Consider the following 18,176-nt stretch of genomic DNA (forward strand, 5'->3'; position numbering starts at 1 on the left):
GTCGCCCCCACGCCGGCCTCAGCTCTCCGTGTCCTCGTCGTCGCCCCGGCGCGTCGCCGAGCCGCCGTTCCCGCTTCCCGCGGGCGGTGTGCGCTTGGTCGCCTTCTTCGTGGTCCTGGCCGGAACGGTCTTGCGCGTGCGGGCCGGTGCCTTGGGCGCGGACTTGGCGACGGCCTTGCCGGGTGTCCGGGGGGACTTCACCGGGGCGGCGGACGCGGGGGTCGCGCCGGCGTCCGGCTCCGGCGTGTCCGGCTTCGGCTCGCGCCCCTCGTCCGGCCCCTCGCCGGATCGTCGCGCCGGCCCCGGCGGAACCGGCGCTCCAGGCGCACCGAACGGGAGTACCCGCACGTTCGGCCGCTCCACCGGCCTGCCCGCCGCCGGTGTCTCGCGGCCCTCGATGAATACGAGCGAAGCCTGATAGACGACCGACAGCGCGTACGGGGTCTGGTAGAGCATTCCCCACAGCTTCGACGTCTCGTCGACGTCCATCACCATCGGCGTGAACCGCACCCGCTGCGCCGCCTCAGCGAGGTTGCTGCCTGCCAAGTACGGCCGCTCACCGGCGAGTTCGATGACGTCCGCGGGCAGGACCGGTATCTCGTGCAGCGTGCGCACGACCGAGCCGATGAGCCGCTGCCCGACCAGTTCGGTCTCGTCGCCGTACGCGCTGATCACGTAGTTCAGGTCGAGTGCGGCGGCGGCCCGGCGCACCAGCGTGCCGTCGGACGCGCGGGTCGGCAGGTCGTTGCCCCGCTGCGAGACGTTGGGCGTGACCTGGTACAGGAACACGGAGACGGTGGGCTCGGCCGGCGGCTCGGCGGGTGGCTTGCGCGGCTCCACCTTGACGGCCATGTCGATCTCGGGTTGCAGATGGGACTCGATCAGCAGGGCGAGGGCCTGGCTGACGTGGGCGATGGCGAGGGCGTTGCTCATGGCGTCAGTTCCTCGGTTCCTCTCGTGCCGTCCGTCCCGCTGCTGCTGTGCGGTTCACTCGCGCCCCCGTGCCAGGTAGTCGGCCAGGCTCAGGGCCGCCTCCGGCCGCTCGTCCGTCCGCGTCGGCGGCCGCGTCCCGTTTCTCGACGGCCCCTGTCCCGCCGTGACTTCGAGCCGCCCGATCTGCACCTGCACCACCTGCTCGGGCGTCCGTGCGGGGCGCCGGGCGGCGGTCTGCCGTACGGCCTCGCGGGCCGCCGCCGTGTCCGCGGCGCTCGGCAGTGCCGCGGACGCGACGGTGGGGGGTGCGGCGGCCGTGCCCGGGGGGATGGGCACGGCCGCCGCGGTCCGGTCCGCGTCCGGCCCCGAGCGCCCCTGCCCGGCCGTGCGCGATCCGGTCCTGGGTGCCGGCCGCGGCCCCGGCGCGAGGGGCGCGACGGGACGCAGCAGCGGTGGTGCGGCCTGGGGCGGCGGTGCGGGGCGCGGCGGCGGTTCGGTCTGCGCGCGTTCCGTTCGTACGACGGTCCGCTCCCGTTCCGTGTGCCGTCGGACGTCGGCGGCGGGCGGGCGCGGTGCCTCCCGCTCCGGTACGGCCGTCGGCGTGACGGTCGGCCATGTCAGCGGGTCGGTGTCGGTCTCGGGCGTCCGGGACCGTACGGCCTCGGCCCGTTCGAACGGGCCGGGCAACCGGGGCCGTACCCGCACGGCATCCGGTCGCGCGGCGGTGTGCCGGGCGATCAGGCGGTCGAGGAAGTCGGGCTGCGCCGGCGGCTGCCCCGAGGAGGTGTCAGACATCGGCACACAGCTCCAGGTAGTAGCGGCGACGCAGCGGGCTGAGTGCCAGGACCTCCGGCTCGCTCCAGCCGTAGGCGGTGGCGAGCAGATGGACGTCGAGCAGCACGTCCCGGGCCCAGGCGTCCAGTTCGGTCCACAGGTAGGAGGCGATGTCCAGCTCCGCCCGGGTGGCCGCGCCGCACTCGGGGCAGTTCACGTTGAGTGCGACGTCGGCGCCCGGATCGGCCGCCTCGACGGCCTCGGCGATCCGCCGCTGCACCGGGGCGGGCAGGGCGTCCGCCGGCACGGCCGTGCCGTCCCGCTCCGCCGAGACGAGGCACCGTGCGAGCAGCGCGGCTCGTGGGTCGGCGGCGCGGGCGGCTGCCGCGAGGTCGGCGGCGGCGGGCAGCCGGAACTCGACGTCCCAGCCGTCCTCCGCGAGCCGTACGACATGCTCGCCCGGCCCGTCCAGTGACCGGGCGAACTCCCCGGCGTCCAGGTCGAACTCCATGTCCGCCCCGCACGCGCGGCACTCGAGGCGCACCTGCAGCCGCTCCCCGAACAAGGCGCGGCGCAGGGCGAACAGATCGGCCTCGCGCTCACCCAGCGGCCGCCGCGGCAGCGCGCCGGGGTCGAGGTCCGGGCGTGCCGTGCGGTGCAGCAGCGTGGCGCGCCCGGCGGGTGCCTCGACGAGCCCCGCCTCCCAGGTGGCCAGCAGCCCGGCCGCCCCGGTGATCGCCATGTGTCCCCCCGCTCTCCTCGACTGGTCTCGGGTCAGGCCGGGTTGAGGAAGGAGGGCTCCTCGGGTTCGGGCACCTCGTAGTCCCGCTCCCAGCCCTCGCACTCGAGCTTCAGCGACTGGATGGCCACCGCGTTGGCGTTGGCGTCCAGTTCGCCGAGCACCTGGTACTCGCTGGGCCAGGTCCGGTACAGCTTGTGCGAGACGGCGACCTGGCCGGCCTCGTTGAGGACCTGGATGACGATGTCCTTGCGGAAGTCGGCGAGGGACACCTCGGAGCCGAGCCCGGCGCCGACCTGCCAGACCTTGTTGGCCCAGCGGTCGAACTCGGGGTCGTGGGTGACCCCGCGTTCCAGCGTGATGCCCTCGAACTCGGAGCGGCCGGGCGACTTGCGCGGGGAGGACGGGTCGCCGCCGTGCCGGTGCTTGACGACCTCGGTGGTCCGCTTGAGCGGGCTGATCTTGCTGATGCCGGCGACCGTGCGACCGTCCCACAGGACCAGGAACTTGAAGTTCTTGTAGGGGTCGAAACGATGGGCGTTGACGGTGAACTCTGCCATCGGATTCCTTCAGCTCTCCACGTTTCCCGGGGCCTACAGCTCGAACTGGCCGGACGTCTGCTGGATTTTGACGATCACGAACTCCGCGGGGCGCACGGGCGCGATGCCGACCAGGACGTTCACGACGCCGTTCGCGATGTCCTCGTCGGTGGTGGTGTCGCTGTCGCACTTGACGAAGTAGGCCTCGCGCGGGGTGCCGCCCTTGAAGGCGCCCTGCCGGAACAGGGTGTGCAGGAACGAGGAGGCGCTGAGGCGGATCTGCTGCCACAGGTTCTCGTCGTTGGGCTCGAACACCACCCACTGCAGGCCGCGTTGGAGGCTCTCCTCGACATGCAGCGCGAGCCGCCGTACGGGCACGTACTTCCACTCGCTGTCGAGCGCGTCGGAGCCCTCCAGCGTGCGGGCACCCCACACCGTGGGACCGGTCAGCGGGAAGCTGCGCAGGCAGTTGACGCCGAGCGGATTGAGCAGACCGGTATCACGGTCCGTCAGGTTGACGGTGAGCGAGTGCACGCCCGCGAGCCGCGCCTCGGTGCCGGCGGGCGCCTTCCACACGCCGCGTTCGGAGTCGGTGCGCGCGATGACGCCCGCGACCGCGCCGGAGGGCGGGAAGGAGCGCAGCCGTCCGGTGAGCGGGTCGGTGAGCTGGAGGTGCGGGAAGTAGAGGCCCGCGTGGTTGCCCCGGACGGCGTCGAAGGCGGCGAGGCCCGCGCGTGCCGAGTCGACGCTCACCCACGTGGCGGGCGCGTCGACGAGCAGGAAGATCCGCCGCTCCTGGCACAGCCGCTGGGCGGCCGACACGACGGTGACGGCGTCCTCGGTCTTCTCGTACGCCGCCAGTTCGGGCAGGACGAGCAGGTTGACGTCGGCCACGTCGCGCAGGGCCTGGATGCCGCTCTTGCCCGCCTCGGAGCCGATGAGGTCGCGCGGTCCGGGCGCCTCGCCGTCCTCGCCGCCGTCCAGCGGGAAGACGGGCGGGTTGACGGAGGCCTCCAGACCGAGGTCGTTGGCGCACTCGCCGACGAAGCGGACGACGTCCTCGGGGTCCGTGGAGCCGGCCACCACCTGGAGGCGGCGGCCGAAGGCGGTGACCTCGGCGCCGGCGAAGGCGTGCTTGCCGGGGGCGTCGGGCAGGGCGCGCAGCTTGCGTTCGAGCAGCAGCGCCAACTCGGCCACGGAGGACGGGATTTCACCATCACAGTCGGGGTCGTAGAGCGTGAACTCCCGCTCCACATCACCGATCTTGACGGTCAGATCGACGGCCGGATCCGGCAGGTCGTGCCCGAACGGCTTGGAGACCGTGCCGGACGGGTCGGGGCGGCCCTCGCCGACGGCCTCGACGCGGATCAGCCGGGAACCGGCGTTGATCACGGTCTGCGCGTAGCTGCCGCTGTCGGGATCGGCGGACAGACCGGCGAAGCTCTCGCGGGCCTCGCCCCGGGCGTCGTACACGCGCAGGTTGAAGGTCTCGTCGGGGCAGGTCGTGTCGTGGTCGACGGCGACGCGCAGGCCGTTGCCCCAGACGCCGGGCTCCTTGGCGTACACCTCGAGGGCCTTGCTCTCGCTGTGTCCCTCGGTGGACTTCAGGGTGACGCGCGCGACCTTGCCGCTGCCGGCCCTGGTGACGCGGACGATCACGGCGACCGTGCCGCCGTTGCCGAAGAACTGGTGCACCGCGTAGCCGACGGCGCTGCGCGCGCTCAGTCCGCCGAAACGGCGCTCGAACTCCGCGAAGCTGGTGACGCGTACCGGCTCGTTGAGCGGACCGCGCCGGGTGTGGCCCACGAAGGCCGTCACCGATGTGGTCAGGGTCGAGATGGTGCGGGTACTGCTGGGAAGCTCTTCGACGTAGACGCCGGGATACGTCGGCTTGGCGGCGCTCACCGCGCTCATCGGCTTTCCCCTCCTAGTCCCTGTCTCGGGTTTCGGGCACCGGACGAAGGCACCAAGAGAAGACAGCGGAGGGATGTGTTCCGGACCGGCGCGGCAAACGGCCCCCACGACGAAGCCGACGGCGGCCGAGCGCACCGCATCAGGCCCCCCGCCAGTACCCGGACGGTTCGTTTCCGGGCAAGCAACGTGCTTGTGACTCCTGATGCTCAAGTGCTCAACCCACCTTGAGGCGTTCGGAGTTGACCGAACAAGGCGGCTTCTGGCCAGCCCGGGGAAAGGTTTCGTGAAGGCCCGTTCCCGGCATTCGCACATAGTGCCCGCGCGCCCACGACAGCCGGTCCACAGCTCCTCCACAGCCCACAACGGCCGCTGCCCACGAGGACATCGGGAACCCACGGGACTCCGAGGCAGCCGCCCCGCCCGGCCCGCCACGTGTCCTCGGGGCTTCCTCGAGTCGTACACAATCCAGAGTGGCCGGTTCCACGGGGGTGCCCGGCTCGGACCGCCGGCTTCGGACGCCGGGGTCGTTGTCAGTGGCCTGTCCTAGAGTTCCCGTCACTTGATCGACGCGGTGCGGGGAGGCACGCATGGGGTGGGTGACGGCGGGCGACTACGAGGTCGCGCTGGAGGCCGGAAAGGTGGTGTGCCGCAATGCGTCCGGACGGCGGCTGAAGTCCGTCCCGGCCAGGCTCGCGGACGATCCTGGGGTCGTCGGGCTGCGGCAGCTCGCCGAATGGCTGGAGCGGCACGAGCGGCAGTGCCTGGCCGACGTGGAGCGGTGGATGGTGCGTTCGCTGCCGGTGCCCCTCGCCGTGGTGGCCCGGGTGTGGCCGGACCCGGCCTGGCAGGGCGCTCTGCGGGACGTCGTCGTGACGGGGTCCGACGGCCAGGTCGCCGGGTTCCTGCGGGACGCGGACCCGGAGCACGGGATCGGCCTCGTCGACCTGGACGGCGACACGGTGCGCACCGCCCCGGACCTCGTCCGCATCCCGCATCCCGTGCTCCTCGACGACCTCGACGAGCTGCGGGAGTTCGCCGTCGAACTCGGCGTCCAGCAGCGCGCCCAGCAGTTGTTCCGCGAGGTGTGGCACCGCCCGATGGCCCTGGACGCCGAGGGCACGACGGTGGAGGACTACGCGGGCGGCTCGTTCAAGGAACTGCGCTTCCTGCACGGCCGGGCAAGTCAGCTCGGCTACCGCGTGCGCGGGGGGCATGCGGTCTGCTCCGTCCTGGAGGACGGCCGCGGGGTCGAGGCCCGGGTGTGGATCGGCGACTACGACGGTTACGAGGAGACGGAGACGGGCCCGCTGCTGTGGACCGACGCCTCCGGCCGCGTGCTGAAGCTCGATCAGGTCGGACCGGTCGCCTGGTCGGAGGGCATGCGCATGGCCGCCGCGCTGTACGCGGGGCGGGACGTCGAGGACGAGGAGCAGGCGGCATGACGCACACGTACGACCCCTCCACCGCGGCCGCCCTCCTGGAGGCGGGCGCCGTCCTGCCGCCGGGCACCAGCGCCCGCGAGGACGCCGACACCCTGACGGTCCGCACGTACACGCACCCCGCCCTGGACGACCGCCGGGTGGTCCGCCTGGTGCCGGGCACGCTGGGCGAGGCCGAGGACCTGGCCCTGGAGTTCCTGGGCCTGGCCCGCGAACCCGAGACGCCGGAGGTCGGTCAGGTGCGCCGGGAGACCCTGGGCTTCCCGGCCTGGGCGCTGGTCAACGACCCGGCCAACGGGCACCACGCGCTGGCCCTCGTGAAGGACGTGGAGCGGCTCGCGCGCCAGGCCAAGTCCCGCCCGGGCACCGCCAAGGACGGCTTCGAGGAACTCGGCACGCGCCTCGGCCGGGCCGTGCCGCACTTCCTGCCCACGTTCTACGAGCAGGCGGCCCGCGTCTTCCTCCAGCACGAGAACACGACGTACGCCGCCGCGTTCTTCGGCAAGGCCCGCGAGGCCGAGCGGGTGCACGCGCTCGCCGTGGACGAGGAGCGCCAGCGGGCGGTGTTCCTGGAGTTCGCGTTCGCCGGGGCGCTGACGGTCAAGGCGCTCAAGGAGCATGTGAAGGACCTCTCCCGCCGTCTCGACCCGGCGGCGGCCTGGGCGCAGTTCCGGCAGCTGACGGTGGAGCGCTGCGCGGCCGGGATGCCGCCGTACGCCTCGCTGCCGCAGGACGCACGCGGGCTGATCAAGGCGGCAGGCCTGGCCCGGGTCACCGAGGAGTGCGCGCTGGTGGCCGACCTGATCGCCTCCCCGGCGGCGGTGCGTGCGCCGGCCACCTTCTGGAACGCCTACCGCGCCACGCTTCCGGTCCTCACCCGAGAGCGGCCGGCCGTACGGACCCGCCTGCTGGAAATCATGCCGGCCGGGCTGGGGCGTGGGGTCGAGGACGACGAGTTCTGGCTGGCGCTGCTCGCGGAGAGCGGGGCGGAAGGGCTGTTGACGGGCGCGGAAGAGGGCGCCGGGGCGGAGGCGGTCCCCTTCGCCGACGGTGGTCACGTCGCGGCGACAGGCGTCGACGCCGGCGAATGGCTGAGCCGTTGGGCCGCACACCGCAAGCACGGCGCGGCGGTCACCAGCCGCTCGCGGGCCACCCTCGCGCTCGTCGAGCGGATGGCGCCGACGCTGCGGGCCGGAGGTCGTCCGGTCGACATCTTCACGGGCCGCTGGCACGCCGGTGCCGACCTCGACCTGCTGGACCTGTGCGCGGCGCAGGGCATCCCGCTCGCGGTGCCCGACGCCGACGTGGACGTGCACCTGGCCCTCGACCGGTGGCTGCGCGACTCCGGGCCCGGCCGGCGCGACCTGGTCGCCACCGCGGCGGACCCGCGACTGCGCCGCCTGCTGCACCGGGCCGTCGGCGCACTCGGCCCCGACCATTCGGCGTCCGGCCTGCTCAAGTCCCTCGCCGAACACCCCGTCCTGCGGGACGTGCTGCGGGAGTGGCTGGACGAGGCGGCCGAGGACTACGTCCGCGCGGTGGGCCTGCCGGGAGCGCGAGCGGCGCTCGACAGGCTGCGTCCCTTCCGCACGGTGGCCGCCGACGTCAACCCGGAGGCCGTCGCCCGGATCGCCGGGCGTGAGGTCGCGCCGTTGCTGGGCCGGACCCTGCGCGCGGGCATCCTGGACGAGCTGGGCTGGCCCGCCCTGGAGGACGCGCTGCGGCTGCTGGACGCGGAGACCAGGAAGGGCGAGGACAACTCCCTGATCGTCCATGAGGCCTGGCCGGCGCTGATCCTCGTCCGGCGGCACAAGGCGGTGGTGGTCGGCCCCGAGAAGATCCTGCTCGAACACGACCTGCGTCTGCCGGTGGACCTGGACCGCTGGCAGCGCCCGCGCCTGCGCTACGTCGACGGCGAACTGCTCGTCATGTGGCGGCAGGGCAGCAAGCAGTCGGCCTACTGGTCCGCCCGTCCCGCCGAGGTGTTCACGCTCGGCGGCGAGCAGATCCCCACCTGGTGGTCCGGCAACGACATCGGCACGACCTCGATCCCGCTGCCCGGGGGTGGCCGCGCCACCGGTGGCCGCACCCTGCACGCCGGGGACACGGTCCTGCCGCCGAGCCGTCCCCTCATCGGCGACGGCACCACCTACTGGCGCCAAGGCAGGCAGGGCAGGCAGTCGGTGTGGCTGGAGTACGACCCGGACACCGGCACGCACGGGCGCGCGTCCCTGCCCGCCCTGCTGCGGTCCGGCATCACTGAGGACGCCTCACTGCTGCCTGCCCAGTGCGAGGTGCTGCCCCTGCAACCCGGCCTGGAGGACAGCCCGTTCGGCACGGACGGCACGGTCCTGGGCCGCTGGGTGCGCACGGAGGGAACCGGCGTCGAGTCCCGTACGACCGCCGGGACCCCGGACGGCCGGACGGTCACCTTGCGGGCGGACCGGAACGGCCGGTTGCCCGGAGTGCCGCTCGGCGCGCTGCGGCTGCCCGGCGGAGCCGCGCCCGTCGCCGTCCGGCAGCACCAGAGCATCGCCCTGTTCGCGGCCGAGGACACCTCCGCCGCCGGGGAGCTGGGCCGGGTCGCGACGGGCGAGCGAGGCAGTGACTTCTCTGCCGGTACAAGGTTCGTGCCGCCGGTCGCCTTCTGGCACGCCCTGCGCCCCCGCGACGAGCGGGGCTCGGCCGTCCTGCGCGCCGTGGCCGACGATCGGGCCGGCGAAGTGCTGCGGGTCACGGCCCAGGCGCTGACCGACCGCCAGGAGGCACTGACCCGTGCGGGCTCGGACCAGGCTGCCAAGGCCGCCGTACCGTCCGTCGACAAGGTCGTCCGAGACGCGGTGACCGGCTCTTTGCCGGACCTCACCGACGCACGGCTGCGCGTCGGCGTCGCAACCCTCGTCCGCACGGCACTGCAGCTCGCCGGGTCGGCCACCGCCTTCGCGACGCCTCCCGCCGAGCGACAGCGGCAGGAGCCGAGGCAGAACGAGGAGATGTTCGCCGACTACAGCCCTCAGCACGGCGACGACCGGACCATCGGCGACGCCACCGCCGGGCTCGTCAACCTGCACGGCTGGTGGGGCGGCAAGCAGTGGAGCGTGCTGCGGCAGATCCGGTCGGTCAACCACGTGCTGGCCGGGAAGCCCGCCGACGGCAAGCCGCTGGCCGATCGCGAGCGCCTCGGTGCCGTCGGCGACGGCTGGCGCAGCGACGGGCTGACGATCCCCGGCATCGGCAGGGTGTGGCCGTCCGTGCTCGGCGTCCTGCGGCCGCTCGCCTACCGCGCCGCGTCGCCCGCCGTGTCGGACGCCGAACGGGAAGCGCTGCTCCTGCTGCTCGAAGCACTCACCGAAGGCCCGCTCGCCGAGCCCGGGGGCACGCTCCGCGAGATCGTCCTGAGCGAGCCGCACGACAAACAGCAGCGCGCGGGTCAGGTGCTGCGCCGCGACGGCCGCACCGTCGTCGTCCTGGGCTGCCAGAGCGTCGACAACCAGCACGGCCGGGTCGACTGGCTTGCCCTGGACCACGACCCGTCCGGCGCGTTCGGCGCGGTCGCCCACTTCACGCTGGACAAGGAGACCCGATACCCGTCGGCGATCCGCGCCGGGCAGCTCGCCGCCGTCACCGAGCTGATCCGGGACAAGGGCGCCGCCCCGTGGCGCTCCGACGCACCGGCCGCGCTGGCGGCGGCGACGCGCGAGGCCCTGGGTCCGATCCAGGCGACCGTGCTGCTGGCCGGTCTGCCACCCGCGCCCGGTCCCGAGGAACTCGCCGCGATGGAACTGAAGCCCCGCCAGAAGGATCTCGGCGACGGCATGTTGAGCGGCCTCCACCAGCAGGACCGGGCCGCGCTGACCGGGGCGCTGCTGCCCGAGGACCCGGCCGATCTGTGGACGGCCGGACCGGACGTCGCTGCCGCGAGCGGTCTGTGGGCCGAGCGGCTCGGCTCACTCGTCCGCCTCCCCGAGGACCTCGACCTCCCCGGCGTGCCCGTCGGCTCGGCGGAGGCCGTGCTCAACCCCGGGCGCACGCCCTGGCTCAGCCGCACCACGGTGCAGCGGCCCGGCAAGGACGGCAACCTGGTTCCGGACGATCCGGCGGCGCTCCCCGGACGGCACGACCTCACCCACGCCGTCGACGCCCTGGCTGCGCTGGCCTACGCCCTGCCGTACGGGCACCCGCTGCGCACCGCGCTTCCGGACGGCCTGGCCGCCCTGCGCCGCCGCGTCGCGGACCCGGAGCTGCTCCTGGATCTCGACGTCGAGTGGACGGAGAAGGGCGGGTCGACCGCCGTCGAACTCCGCAAGGCGTACGGGCTGTCCGCCACGGGAGGCGCCGACGCGCACGGCTTCACCCGCCTCGGCGAGGCGCTCGTCCTGCGGCCCTGGTACCGGGACACCGAGACCGTCCTGGTCCGTCCGGCCGGGCTCACCGGCGCGGACGACGCCGTCTTCGGCCTGCTCGAGGGGCTGGTCGGCGCCGCCCGCAGCAGCGGTGTGCGGGCGCTGCGGGCGATCCTCGGCCAGGACCTGGCGCCCGCTCTCACGGCCGGTGGTGGGGGGCCCGCCGGGTACGCACAGGACCCCATCGTCACCGTGCCCGCGCTCGTCGCCGAGGTCGCTGCGGCGCGCGGCCTGGGCGAGGACGCGGCCGCGCTGTACCTCCAGCTGCTGGCCCTGCCCGACCCGACCGACCGCAACTGCGCCCGCTGGACCGGCTGGAAGCCCACCCGGATGAGGAAGGCACGCGCCGAACTGGCCGCGACCGGCCTGGTCGTCGAGGCCAAACGGCCGCGCGCCGGACGCACCTTGTTCCTGCCCTGCGGCTGGCACGACCTCAAGGCGCCCGCGCTGCCGGTGGAGACCTGGAAGGAGGGCCTCTACCCGATCCCGCCCCACGCCCGCGCCGTACCCCTGCTGCCGGTGCCGGACCTGTTCACCCGGGCCTGGAACCGCGTACGCGAGGGCGACGCGCCGGCGTACGAGGAGCTGACGACACGGGCGACCCGGAGGGGGCGGCGCCGATGAGCATGCGCCGAGCGCCGCTGCCGCGCCCGGCGTCGGCGACGATCGTCGATCCGCGCGAGGCGTCACCGGCGAAGGCGCACCCGCACGACGCGCCGCCGGCGGACTCCGGCGCGCGCCACCCGTCACCGGCGGATGCCGTCCCCCGTCGAACCACTGTCACGACCACCATCCGTACCACCTCGAAGGACCCCCGCCGATGACCACCGCCCTCGCCCCCGACGCGACCCGTCAGGTCGTTCCGCCCGAGGATCGCCATGCCACCGAACTGGCCTTCCTCGCCGGTTACGACAGCGGCCCGCGCCCGCCCGCCTGGCGGCTCACCCCGCGTGCGGTCGTCACGTTCGTCATGGGCAGTGGAGGGCAGGCCCTGAGGCTGCCGGACGACGCCGAGGTGCCGGAAGGGATACCCCGCCGGCTCGTGGTGGAGGGCAAGTTCGTGGGTGACCGGGCCCTGGTCGAGCGGTGTGTCGTCACGCTCGCCGGAGAGCGAGGACTGCTGCTCGTCGGCGAGCCCGGCACCGCCAAGTCGATGCTGTCCGAGCTGCTGTCCGCCGCCGTGTGCGGCACCAGCGGCCTGGTGGTACAGGGTACGGCGGGTACGACCGAGGACCAGCTCAAGTACGGCTGGAACTACGCCCTGTTGCTGGCCCAGGGGCCCAGCCGGCAGGCGCTCGTGCCGTCACCCGTCCTGACCGCGATGAACCGGGGTGCCATCGCCCGGGTCGAGGAGGTCACCCGCTGTCTGCCCGAAGTGCAGGACTCCCTGGTGTCGTTGCTCTCCGAGCGGCGCATCGCGGTGCCCGAGCTGGCGGGCACGGACGACGCGCTGGCGCACGCCGCTCCCGGTTTCAACCTCATCGCCACCGCCAATCTGCGGGACAAGGGCGTCTCGGAGATGTCCGCCGCGCTCAAGCGCCGGTTCAACTTCGAGACCGTCGGCCCCATCCCGGACCTCGACGCGGAGACCGCGCTGGTGCGCAGCCAGGCGCGGGCGTCGGTGGAGCGGGCGGGCGCGCCGTTCCGGGTCGACGACGCCGTACTGGAGGCGCTGGTCACCGCGTTCCGCGATCTGCGGGAGGGACGGTCGGCGGAGGGCTGGGAGGTCGAGCGGCCCTCCACGGTGATGAGCACCGCCGAGGCGGTGTCGGTAGCGGGCGCGCTCGGGCTGGCGGCGGCCTACTTCCCTGGGGACCGTGATGTGCTCGGGCTGCTGCCGGGGCACCTCCTGGGCGTCGTACGCAAGGACGATCCCGCCGACGCGGCCCGGCTGCGCGGCTACTGGGACGGTCCGGTACGGCGCCGCGCCGAGCAGGGCTCCGCCACCTGGCGCACCCTGTGGGACCTGCGCACGGTTCTGGAAGGCTGACGACCGTGCACCCCGAGGACGCCGTCGCCCGGCTCACCGACCCGGCGGCGCCGTATCTGATCGGCGTACGACATCACGCGCCCTCCCTGGCGGCGGTCGTACCCGCGCTGCTGGAGGCCGCCGAGCCGGACGTGCTGCTCGTCGAACTCCCCGGCGAGCTGCAGGAATGGCTGCCGTGGCTCGCCCATGAGGAGACCCGGGCCCCGGTCGCCCTCGCCGCCGCTCCGAGCGACGGTTCCGGGGGCCCGGCCTTCTACCCCTTCGCCGACTTCTCCCCCGAACTCGCGGCGGTGCGCTGGGCCGCGCGGCGCGGGGTGCGCACGGTGGCGTGCGATCTGCCGCTGGCTGACCGGGGGTGGACGGAACGGCACCCGTCCTCGCAGGGGGCCGGTGTGCCGCGTCTCGCGGACGCGCTCCGTGAGCGGCTCACCGGCCGCCCGGGAGACGACCTGTGGGACCGGCTCGTCGAGGCCACCGCGCCGGGCTCCCCGCCGGAGGCACTGCGGCGCGCGGCGCTGCTCACGGGGTGGGCGCTGCGCGAGGACGCGGTTGCGTCGGGGGGTGTTGCGGAGCTGGATCTGCGGCGGGAGCGGTGGATGCGTTCCTGCCTGGCCACCGCCGCCGCACAGGGCGGGCGGGCGGCCGTGCTGGTCGGCGCGTTCCACGCCCCGGCGTTGCTCCCCGCGCCCGCCGAGGAGCCGACCCCACTGCGAGGAGCCGCCTCCGGAGAACCGCCCCTGCCACAGGAAAGCGCCTTCGAGGAACCGTCTCCATCGCGGGAAGCCATCGACGAGGAACCGCCCCCACCGCAGACGCAGGAACCCGTCCGGACCTGGACGACCTCGCTCATCCCCTACACCTACGCGCTCCTGGACGAGCGTTCCGGCTACCCGGCCGGCATCCGCGACCCGGAGTGGCAGCACCTGGTCCTCGACGCGGCGGGCGATCCGGCCGCGCTGGAGGACGTGCTGACCCGGGCGGCCGTACGGGTCTGCGCGGAACTGCGCGCCCAGGGACACCCGTCGGGGCCCGCCGACGCGCGTGAGATCAGCAGGCTCGCCGGAGACCTCGCCCGGCTGCGGGGGCTGCCCGCGGCCGGCCGGGGAGAACTGGTCGAGGCGGTGCAGACGGTGCTGGCGCAGGGCGAGCCGTACGGGCGGGGCCGGGCCGTCGCCCGGGCGATGGAAAGCGTGCTCGTCGGAACGCGCGGCGGCCGCCCGGCGCCGGACGCCCCGCGTAGCGGTCTCGCGCCGGCGGTCGAGGCGGAGCTTGCGGCGCTGGGCCTGCCCGGTCCGGCGGACACCGGCCGGACGACGGCCCGTGATCTGCGCCTGGACCCGCTCCGGTCCGACCTGGACCGCCGGCGTGAACTGCTGCTGCGCCGGCTGTCGGTGTGCGGGGTGCCGTACGCCGACGCGACGGAGGTCGTCGGCGCGGGCGGCGCGGAGGCGCTGACCTCGCGCTGGGAGGTGCGCTGGACACCCGCCACCGAGGCCATGCTGAACGCGGCCGGTGTCCGGGGTGTCACCGCCGCGCAGGCCGCCGAGGGAGTGCTGCGTGAGCGGCGGCACGGCGAACTTGCGGCGGGCGGACCCACCGCGGCACAGACGCTGGGCGGTCTGGAGCAGGCGGCGGAGTGCGGTCTGCCCGCCCTCACGGACGAGCGGCTCGCCGACGCCGCCGAGGTGCTGCCCCGGTCCGGCACCCTTCCCGAACTCCTCGCCGGACTCGCCCTGTTGGACCGGTTGCGGGCCGGGCATGTCGCCGGGCTCGACACCGACGAGGACCGTACGGCCCGCGCGGCGGAGGTCGCCGAGTCGCTGACCACCGCCGCCGTACGCCAGGTGGACGGGCTCGCGGGCTCCGAGGAACCGGGCGACGCGCACGCCCTGCTCGAACTCGCCCACCGCGCCGACCTCCTGGGCGGCATCCTGCTCACCGACGCCCTCGCCCGGCTGGCCGCCGACGGCTCGCCCCTGATGCGCGGCGCCGCGGGAGCCGTACGCGTGCTCCTCGGACACGAGGAACCCGAGATCCTCGGCGGTCGCGTGGCCTCGTGGGTCGACACGGCCACCGACCCCGAGTCCCGGTCCGCGCTCACCGCGCGGCTCACCGGTCTGCTCAGCGCGGCGGGCCGGCTCCTGGAGTCCGCGGCACCGGCCCTCGAGCCCCTGCTCAACCGGGTGTCCGAGCTGTCCGACCAGGACTTCCTCGACCGGCTCCCGGCCCTGCGCGGCGGCTTCGACACGCTCAGTCCGGCCGCTCGCGACCGCCTCCTCACGGCCGTCGAGGAGCGCCTGGACACGGATCACCTGGCGGACACCGGAGGCATCGATCCCGTCTCCCTCGCCACCTGGACCGCCGCGGACCTGGCGGCACGCGAGGCGCTGCGGACGCTGGACCTCCTCCCCCCTCCACGTGAGCGGCGGAAGCCCTCGAGCCCTGCGGACGCCTGGACTCCGCCCGGCGAGGAGCACCGCCTGGCCCCCGCCGACCGCTGGCGGCTCGTCCTCGGCCGCCGTACCGACCAACTTCCCACCCGGACCGCGGCGTTGGCCACCGCACTCGACGAGCTGTACGGCAGCGGACGGGGCGAGGGCAGCAGAGGGGATCTGACCGGTGGGGGCCGGGGCGGTGGCCGGGAGGCGGCGTATCCCGGTGTGCGCGAGTGGTCCGAGGAACTGGCGGCGCTGTTCGGGCCGGGTATCCGCGAGGAGGTCCTGGCGGCCGCCGCCGCGACGGGCCGCCAGGATGTGATCGCCGAGCTGGACGCGGACAGCGTCCGGCCCTCGGTCGACCTGCTGCGTTCCGTGCTCCGGCACGCGGGAGGGCTGCCGGAGGCCCGGCTGGCCGCACTGCGTCCGCTCGTACGGCGCCTGGTCGAGGCCCTGACGCGGCAGTTGGCCACCCGGCTGCGCCCGGCCCTGCACGGCACCGCCCTGCCGCGCCCCAGCAGACGCCCCGGCGGTGGCCTCGACCTGCCCCGCACTCTGCGCGCCAACCTGGCGACGGCGCGCCGAGCCCCGGACGGCACCGTGCAGGTGATCCCGGAGCGCCCGGTGTTCCGCGCGCGGGCTCGGCGGGCCGCCGACTGGCGGCTGATCCTGGTCACCGACGTGTCCGGGTCCATGGAGGCGTCCACGATCTGGGCCGCCCTCACGGCGTCGGTGCTGGCCGGGGTGCCCACGCTGTCCACGCACTTCCTGGCCTTCTCCACCGAGGTCCTCGACCTCACCGACCACGTCGAGGACCCGCTGTCCCTGCTGCTCGAGGTCCGGGTGGGCGGCGGAACGCACATCGCCGCGGGGCTGCGGCACGCGCGCGAGCTGGTCACCGTGCCGTCGCGCACGCTCGTCGTGGTGGTGAGCGACTTCGAGGAGGGGTATCCGGTCGGCGGGCTGCTCGCCGAGGTCCGCGCCCTGGTCGGCGCGGGCTGTCACGTCCTGGGCTGCGCGAGCCTCGACGACACGGGCCGGCCCCGGTACTCCACCGGTGTCGCCGGGCAGCTGGTCGCCGCCGGGATGCCCGTCGCCGCCCTCAGCCCGCTCGAACTCGCCCGCTGGGTAGGGGAGAAGATCGCATGAGCATGAGCCAGGATCTGCCACCGGTCGCCCCGTCCGTCACCGCGGAACTCGTCGCGGCCCTGACGCCCCGGCTCCGCAAGCGCCTGGACGCGGGCATCGCGAAGCTCGCCGCCCGCCCCGCCGTCCGGGACGGCGACACGGTACGGATCGCGGTCGACGACTCGACCGATCTCGAACTCCACGCGCCTGACGGCACGGTGACGAGCGGGGCGGCCATCCGCTGCGGCTGTCTGCTCGCCCCGGACTGTCTGCACCGGGCCGCCGCGGCATCGGCGGCACCGATCGCCGAACCGGTAGCGGAGGGTGCCACCTCCGGCGCATCAGAGGCTGACGATTCAGCACGGAGGGAAGCCAACTCCGAGACACGCAGGGACAGTTCACTCGCATTCGCATCAGACGCCCAACGCACCGCAGCTCAGGGCCTGTTCCAGGCCACCGCCGCCGCTCTCGACGCGGGCACCGACGGCGCCGGTGCCGTCGTCCAGGCGGAGCTGCTGCGCGCCGCGCACACCGCACGGCTGGCGGGGCTCCCCCGGGCCGCCGCCTCGGCGGTCTCCGTGGTCACCGCGGTGCGCGCGGCCCGCTCCGCCGACCCGGCCTACCGCCTCACCGACCTCGTCTCCGCGCTCACCGACGTGCTGACGGTCGCCCACCGCGTTCCGTACGCCACCGGTCCGGAGCTGACCGAACTGCGCGGCACCGTACGGCAGCCCTACACCCCGGACGGTTCCCTGCGGCTGTACGGCGTCTTCTCCGAGCCGGTGCTGTCGGCGACCGGGTACGCGGGTGCGGTCAGCTGGACCGCCGACGCCGAGGGCCGCCTGTACACCGTGTCCGACGTGGCTCCCGGCGGCTCCGGACGGGCGGTGGGCGCGGCCGACCGCGCGGTGCGCATCGGGGACACGGCGTTGACGCACCGCGAGTTGTCGCGCGCCGGGCTCGCGGTGTCCGGTGCCACGGTGTCGCCGACGGGGCGGCTCGGTGCGGGAGCCACGGTACGGGCGGTCAGGGCGTCCGGTGCCGGCTGGGGCGAGGAGCCGCTCGACCGGCTGTGGGCCGAGCCCGTCGCCGATCAGGTCTCCCGCGCCCTGGACGGCGGTCACGGTCTGCTGTTCCTCGACGTGACGCTCGCCGGCACGGTCCGCGAGTCGGCGGGCGACGTCCTGCTGGCCGACTGTGCCGGCCTGACGCTCCGGCTGGCCGCGGCCCACGACCATCCGGCGCTCCCCCACCGCGACAATCTCCGCCTGCTCGCCGCGGCTCCGGGCACCCGTCTGCGTGTCGTCGCCCGTCTCGTGCCGGCGCCGCAGTCACGGGCGCTGCTGCTCGCCTGCGCCCACCCCACGGATCCCGGCGGCCATCTGGACCTGGGCCTCGACCGGCTCCGGCGGGCGGACCTGCCCGCCGCCGCGACGCCCTCCACCGCCGCGGCGGCCCTGTGCTCCTCCGACGAGGCCCCCCTCCACCTGCTGCGCAGACGCGTCCATCAGGCCGCGTCCGGGGGCCGACGCGTCCTGGCCTTCCCCGGCTCCGCCGCGTCCGACGACCGGCGTCTGAGCGACCGCGGCCTCGCCACCGCGGCCGATCTGCTGGACGACCTGCACGCGGCCGCGGCGGACCGCGCCCGCGACCCCTTCGGCCGTCTCCTGCCCGCCGACACGGACCGCTTCGCCCGCGCCTGGCTGGCCGCCGCCCGCTACACCGAGGAGATCGACCGGGCCCTGTGCGCGGCGGCGTGGCGTGCGGGCCGCCGCCTCCCCGTCCCGGCGGCCCGCACCGATTGAGTACATCCAGGTGTGTGTTGTCGCTCGGTTGAAGTCCGGGACAGCGAACGGTGCGCGGGTATGGGCACAAGTGCGTA

Annotated in this window: 11 protein-coding genes; 6 read left to right on the top strand and 5 right to left on the bottom strand. The window is 74.5% G+C overall.

Annotated elements, in window-relative coordinates:
• Positions 1–18: 18 nt before the first annotated feature.
• Genes IEZ19_RS09070 through IEZ19_RS09090 form a run of 5 tightly spaced genes read right to left on the bottom strand, consistent with a single transcriptional unit; the run spans position 19 to position 4,899 of the window.
• Entirely contained in the window at positions 19–933 is a 915-nt protein-coding gene (locus IEZ19_RS09070) for a Pvc16 family protein (RefSeq protein ID WP_189310565.1), read from the bottom strand.
• A 54-nt stretch (positions 934–987) separates the two neighbouring features.
• A complete protein-coding gene (locus IEZ19_RS09075; RefSeq protein ID WP_189310566.1) occupies positions 988–1,728 on the bottom strand; it encodes a hypothetical protein in 741 nt (246 codons plus the stop codon).
• Positions 1,721–2,449 (bottom strand): T4 family baseplate hub assembly chaperone, encoded by a 729-nt coding sequence (locus IEZ19_RS09080; RefSeq protein ID WP_189310567.1) that lies wholly within the window; start codon positions 2,447–2,449, stop codon positions 1,721–1,723. The genes IEZ19_RS09075 and IEZ19_RS09080 overlap by 8 nt, the downstream gene beginning before the upstream one ends.
• A gap of 32 nt (positions 2,450–2,481) precedes the next feature.
• Complete coding sequence (locus IEZ19_RS09085; protein WP_004003113.1) at positions 2,482–3,006, bottom strand: phage tail protein; 525 nt, start codon at positions 3,004–3,006, stop codon at positions 2,482–2,484.
• Positions 3,007–3,039: 33 nt separating this feature from the next.
• Positions 3,040–4,899 (bottom strand): phage tail sheath subtilisin-like domain-containing protein, encoded by a 1,860-nt coding sequence (locus IEZ19_RS09090; protein WP_189310568.1) that lies wholly within the window; start codon positions 4,897–4,899, stop codon positions 3,040–3,042.
• 587 nt (positions 4,900–5,486) lie between these two features.
• Between IEZ19_RS09090 and IEZ19_RS09095 the strand changes: the two genes are divergently transcribed.
• The 6 genes from IEZ19_RS09095 to IEZ19_RS09120 are packed head-to-tail and all read left to right on the top strand — an operon-like array spanning position 5,487 to position 18,099.
• Positions 5,487–6,341 carry a DUF4132 domain-containing protein gene (locus IEZ19_RS09095; protein ID WP_189310569.1) on the top strand — a complete coding sequence of 285 codons (855 nt, stop codon included), beginning with the start codon at positions 5,487–5,489 and terminating at the stop codon, positions 6,339–6,341.
• On the top strand, positions 6,338–11,365 hold the full coding sequence (locus IEZ19_RS09100) for a hypothetical protein (protein ID WP_189310570.1): 5,028 nt from the start codon (positions 6,338–6,340) through the stop codon (positions 11,363–11,365). The genes IEZ19_RS09095 and IEZ19_RS09100 overlap by 4 nt, the downstream gene beginning before the upstream one ends.
• Positions 11,362–11,565: a hypothetical protein gene (locus IEZ19_RS09105; protein WP_189310571.1), complete on the top strand. Its 204-nt coding sequence runs from the start codon at positions 11,362–11,364 to the stop codon at positions 11,563–11,565. Before IEZ19_RS09100 ends, IEZ19_RS09105 begins: the two co-directional genes overlap by 4 nt.
• Entirely contained in the window at positions 11,562–12,731 is a 1,170-nt protein-coding gene (locus IEZ19_RS09110) for an ATP-binding protein (RefSeq protein WP_189310572.1), read from the top strand. The genes IEZ19_RS09105 and IEZ19_RS09110 overlap by 4 nt, the downstream gene beginning before the upstream one ends.
• A 5-nt stretch (positions 12,732–12,736) precedes the next feature.
• Positions 12,737–16,315, top strand: coding sequence for a vWA domain-containing protein (locus tag IEZ19_RS09115; protein WP_229840100.1), 3,579 nt, complete (start codon positions 12,737–12,739; stop codon positions 16,313–16,315).
• A gap of 2 nt (positions 16,316–16,317) precedes the next feature.
• Positions 16,318–18,099, top strand: coding sequence for a hypothetical protein (locus IEZ19_RS09120; RefSeq protein WP_189310638.1), 1,782 nt, complete (start codon positions 16,318–16,320; stop codon positions 18,097–18,099).
• The last annotated feature ends 77 nt before the right edge of the window (positions 18,100–18,176 follow it).

The sequence above is a fragment of the Streptomyces brasiliensis genome (assembly GCF_014647875.1).
GTDB classification, from domain to species: Bacteria; Actinomycetota; Actinomycetes; order Streptomycetales; family Streptomycetaceae; genus Streptomyces; species Streptomyces brasiliensis.

Coding starts and splice junctions, on each gene's coding strand:
- IEZ19_RS09105 (WP_189310571.1), top strand. CDS start 11,362: ATGAGCATGCGCCGAGCGCCGCTGCCGCGCCCGGCGTCGGCGACGATC.
- IEZ19_RS09080 (WP_189310567.1), bottom strand. CDS start 2,449: ATGGCGATCACCGGGGCGGCCGGGCTGCTGGCCACCTGGGAGGCGGGG.
- IEZ19_RS09085 (WP_004003113.1), bottom strand. CDS start 3,006: ATGGCAGAGTTCACCGTCAACGCCCATCGTTTCGACCCCTACAAGAAC.
- IEZ19_RS09120 (WP_189310638.1), top strand. CDS start 16,318: ATGAGCCAGGATCTGCCACCGGTCGCCCCGTCCGTCACCGCGGAACTC.
- IEZ19_RS09095 (WP_189310569.1), top strand. CDS start 5,487: ATGGGGTGGGTGACGGCGGGCGACTACGAGGTCGCGCTGGAGGCCGGA.
- IEZ19_RS09075 (WP_189310566.1), bottom strand. CDS start 1,728: ATGTCTGACACCTCCTCGGGGCAGCCGCCGGCGCAGCCCGACTTCCTC.
- IEZ19_RS09090 (WP_189310568.1), bottom strand. CDS start 4,899: ATGAGCGCGGTGAGCGCCGCCAAGCCGACGTATCCCGGCGTCTACGTC.
- IEZ19_RS09070 (WP_189310565.1), bottom strand. CDS start 933: ATGAGCAACGCCCTCGCCATCGCCCACGTCAGCCAGGCCCTCGCCCTG.
- IEZ19_RS09100 (WP_189310570.1), top strand. CDS start 6,338: ATGACGCACACGTACGACCCCTCCACCGCGGCCGCCCTCCTGGAGGCG.
- IEZ19_RS09110 (WP_189310572.1), top strand. CDS start 11,562: ATGACCACCGCCCTCGCCCCCGACGCGACCCGTCAGGTCGTTCCGCCC.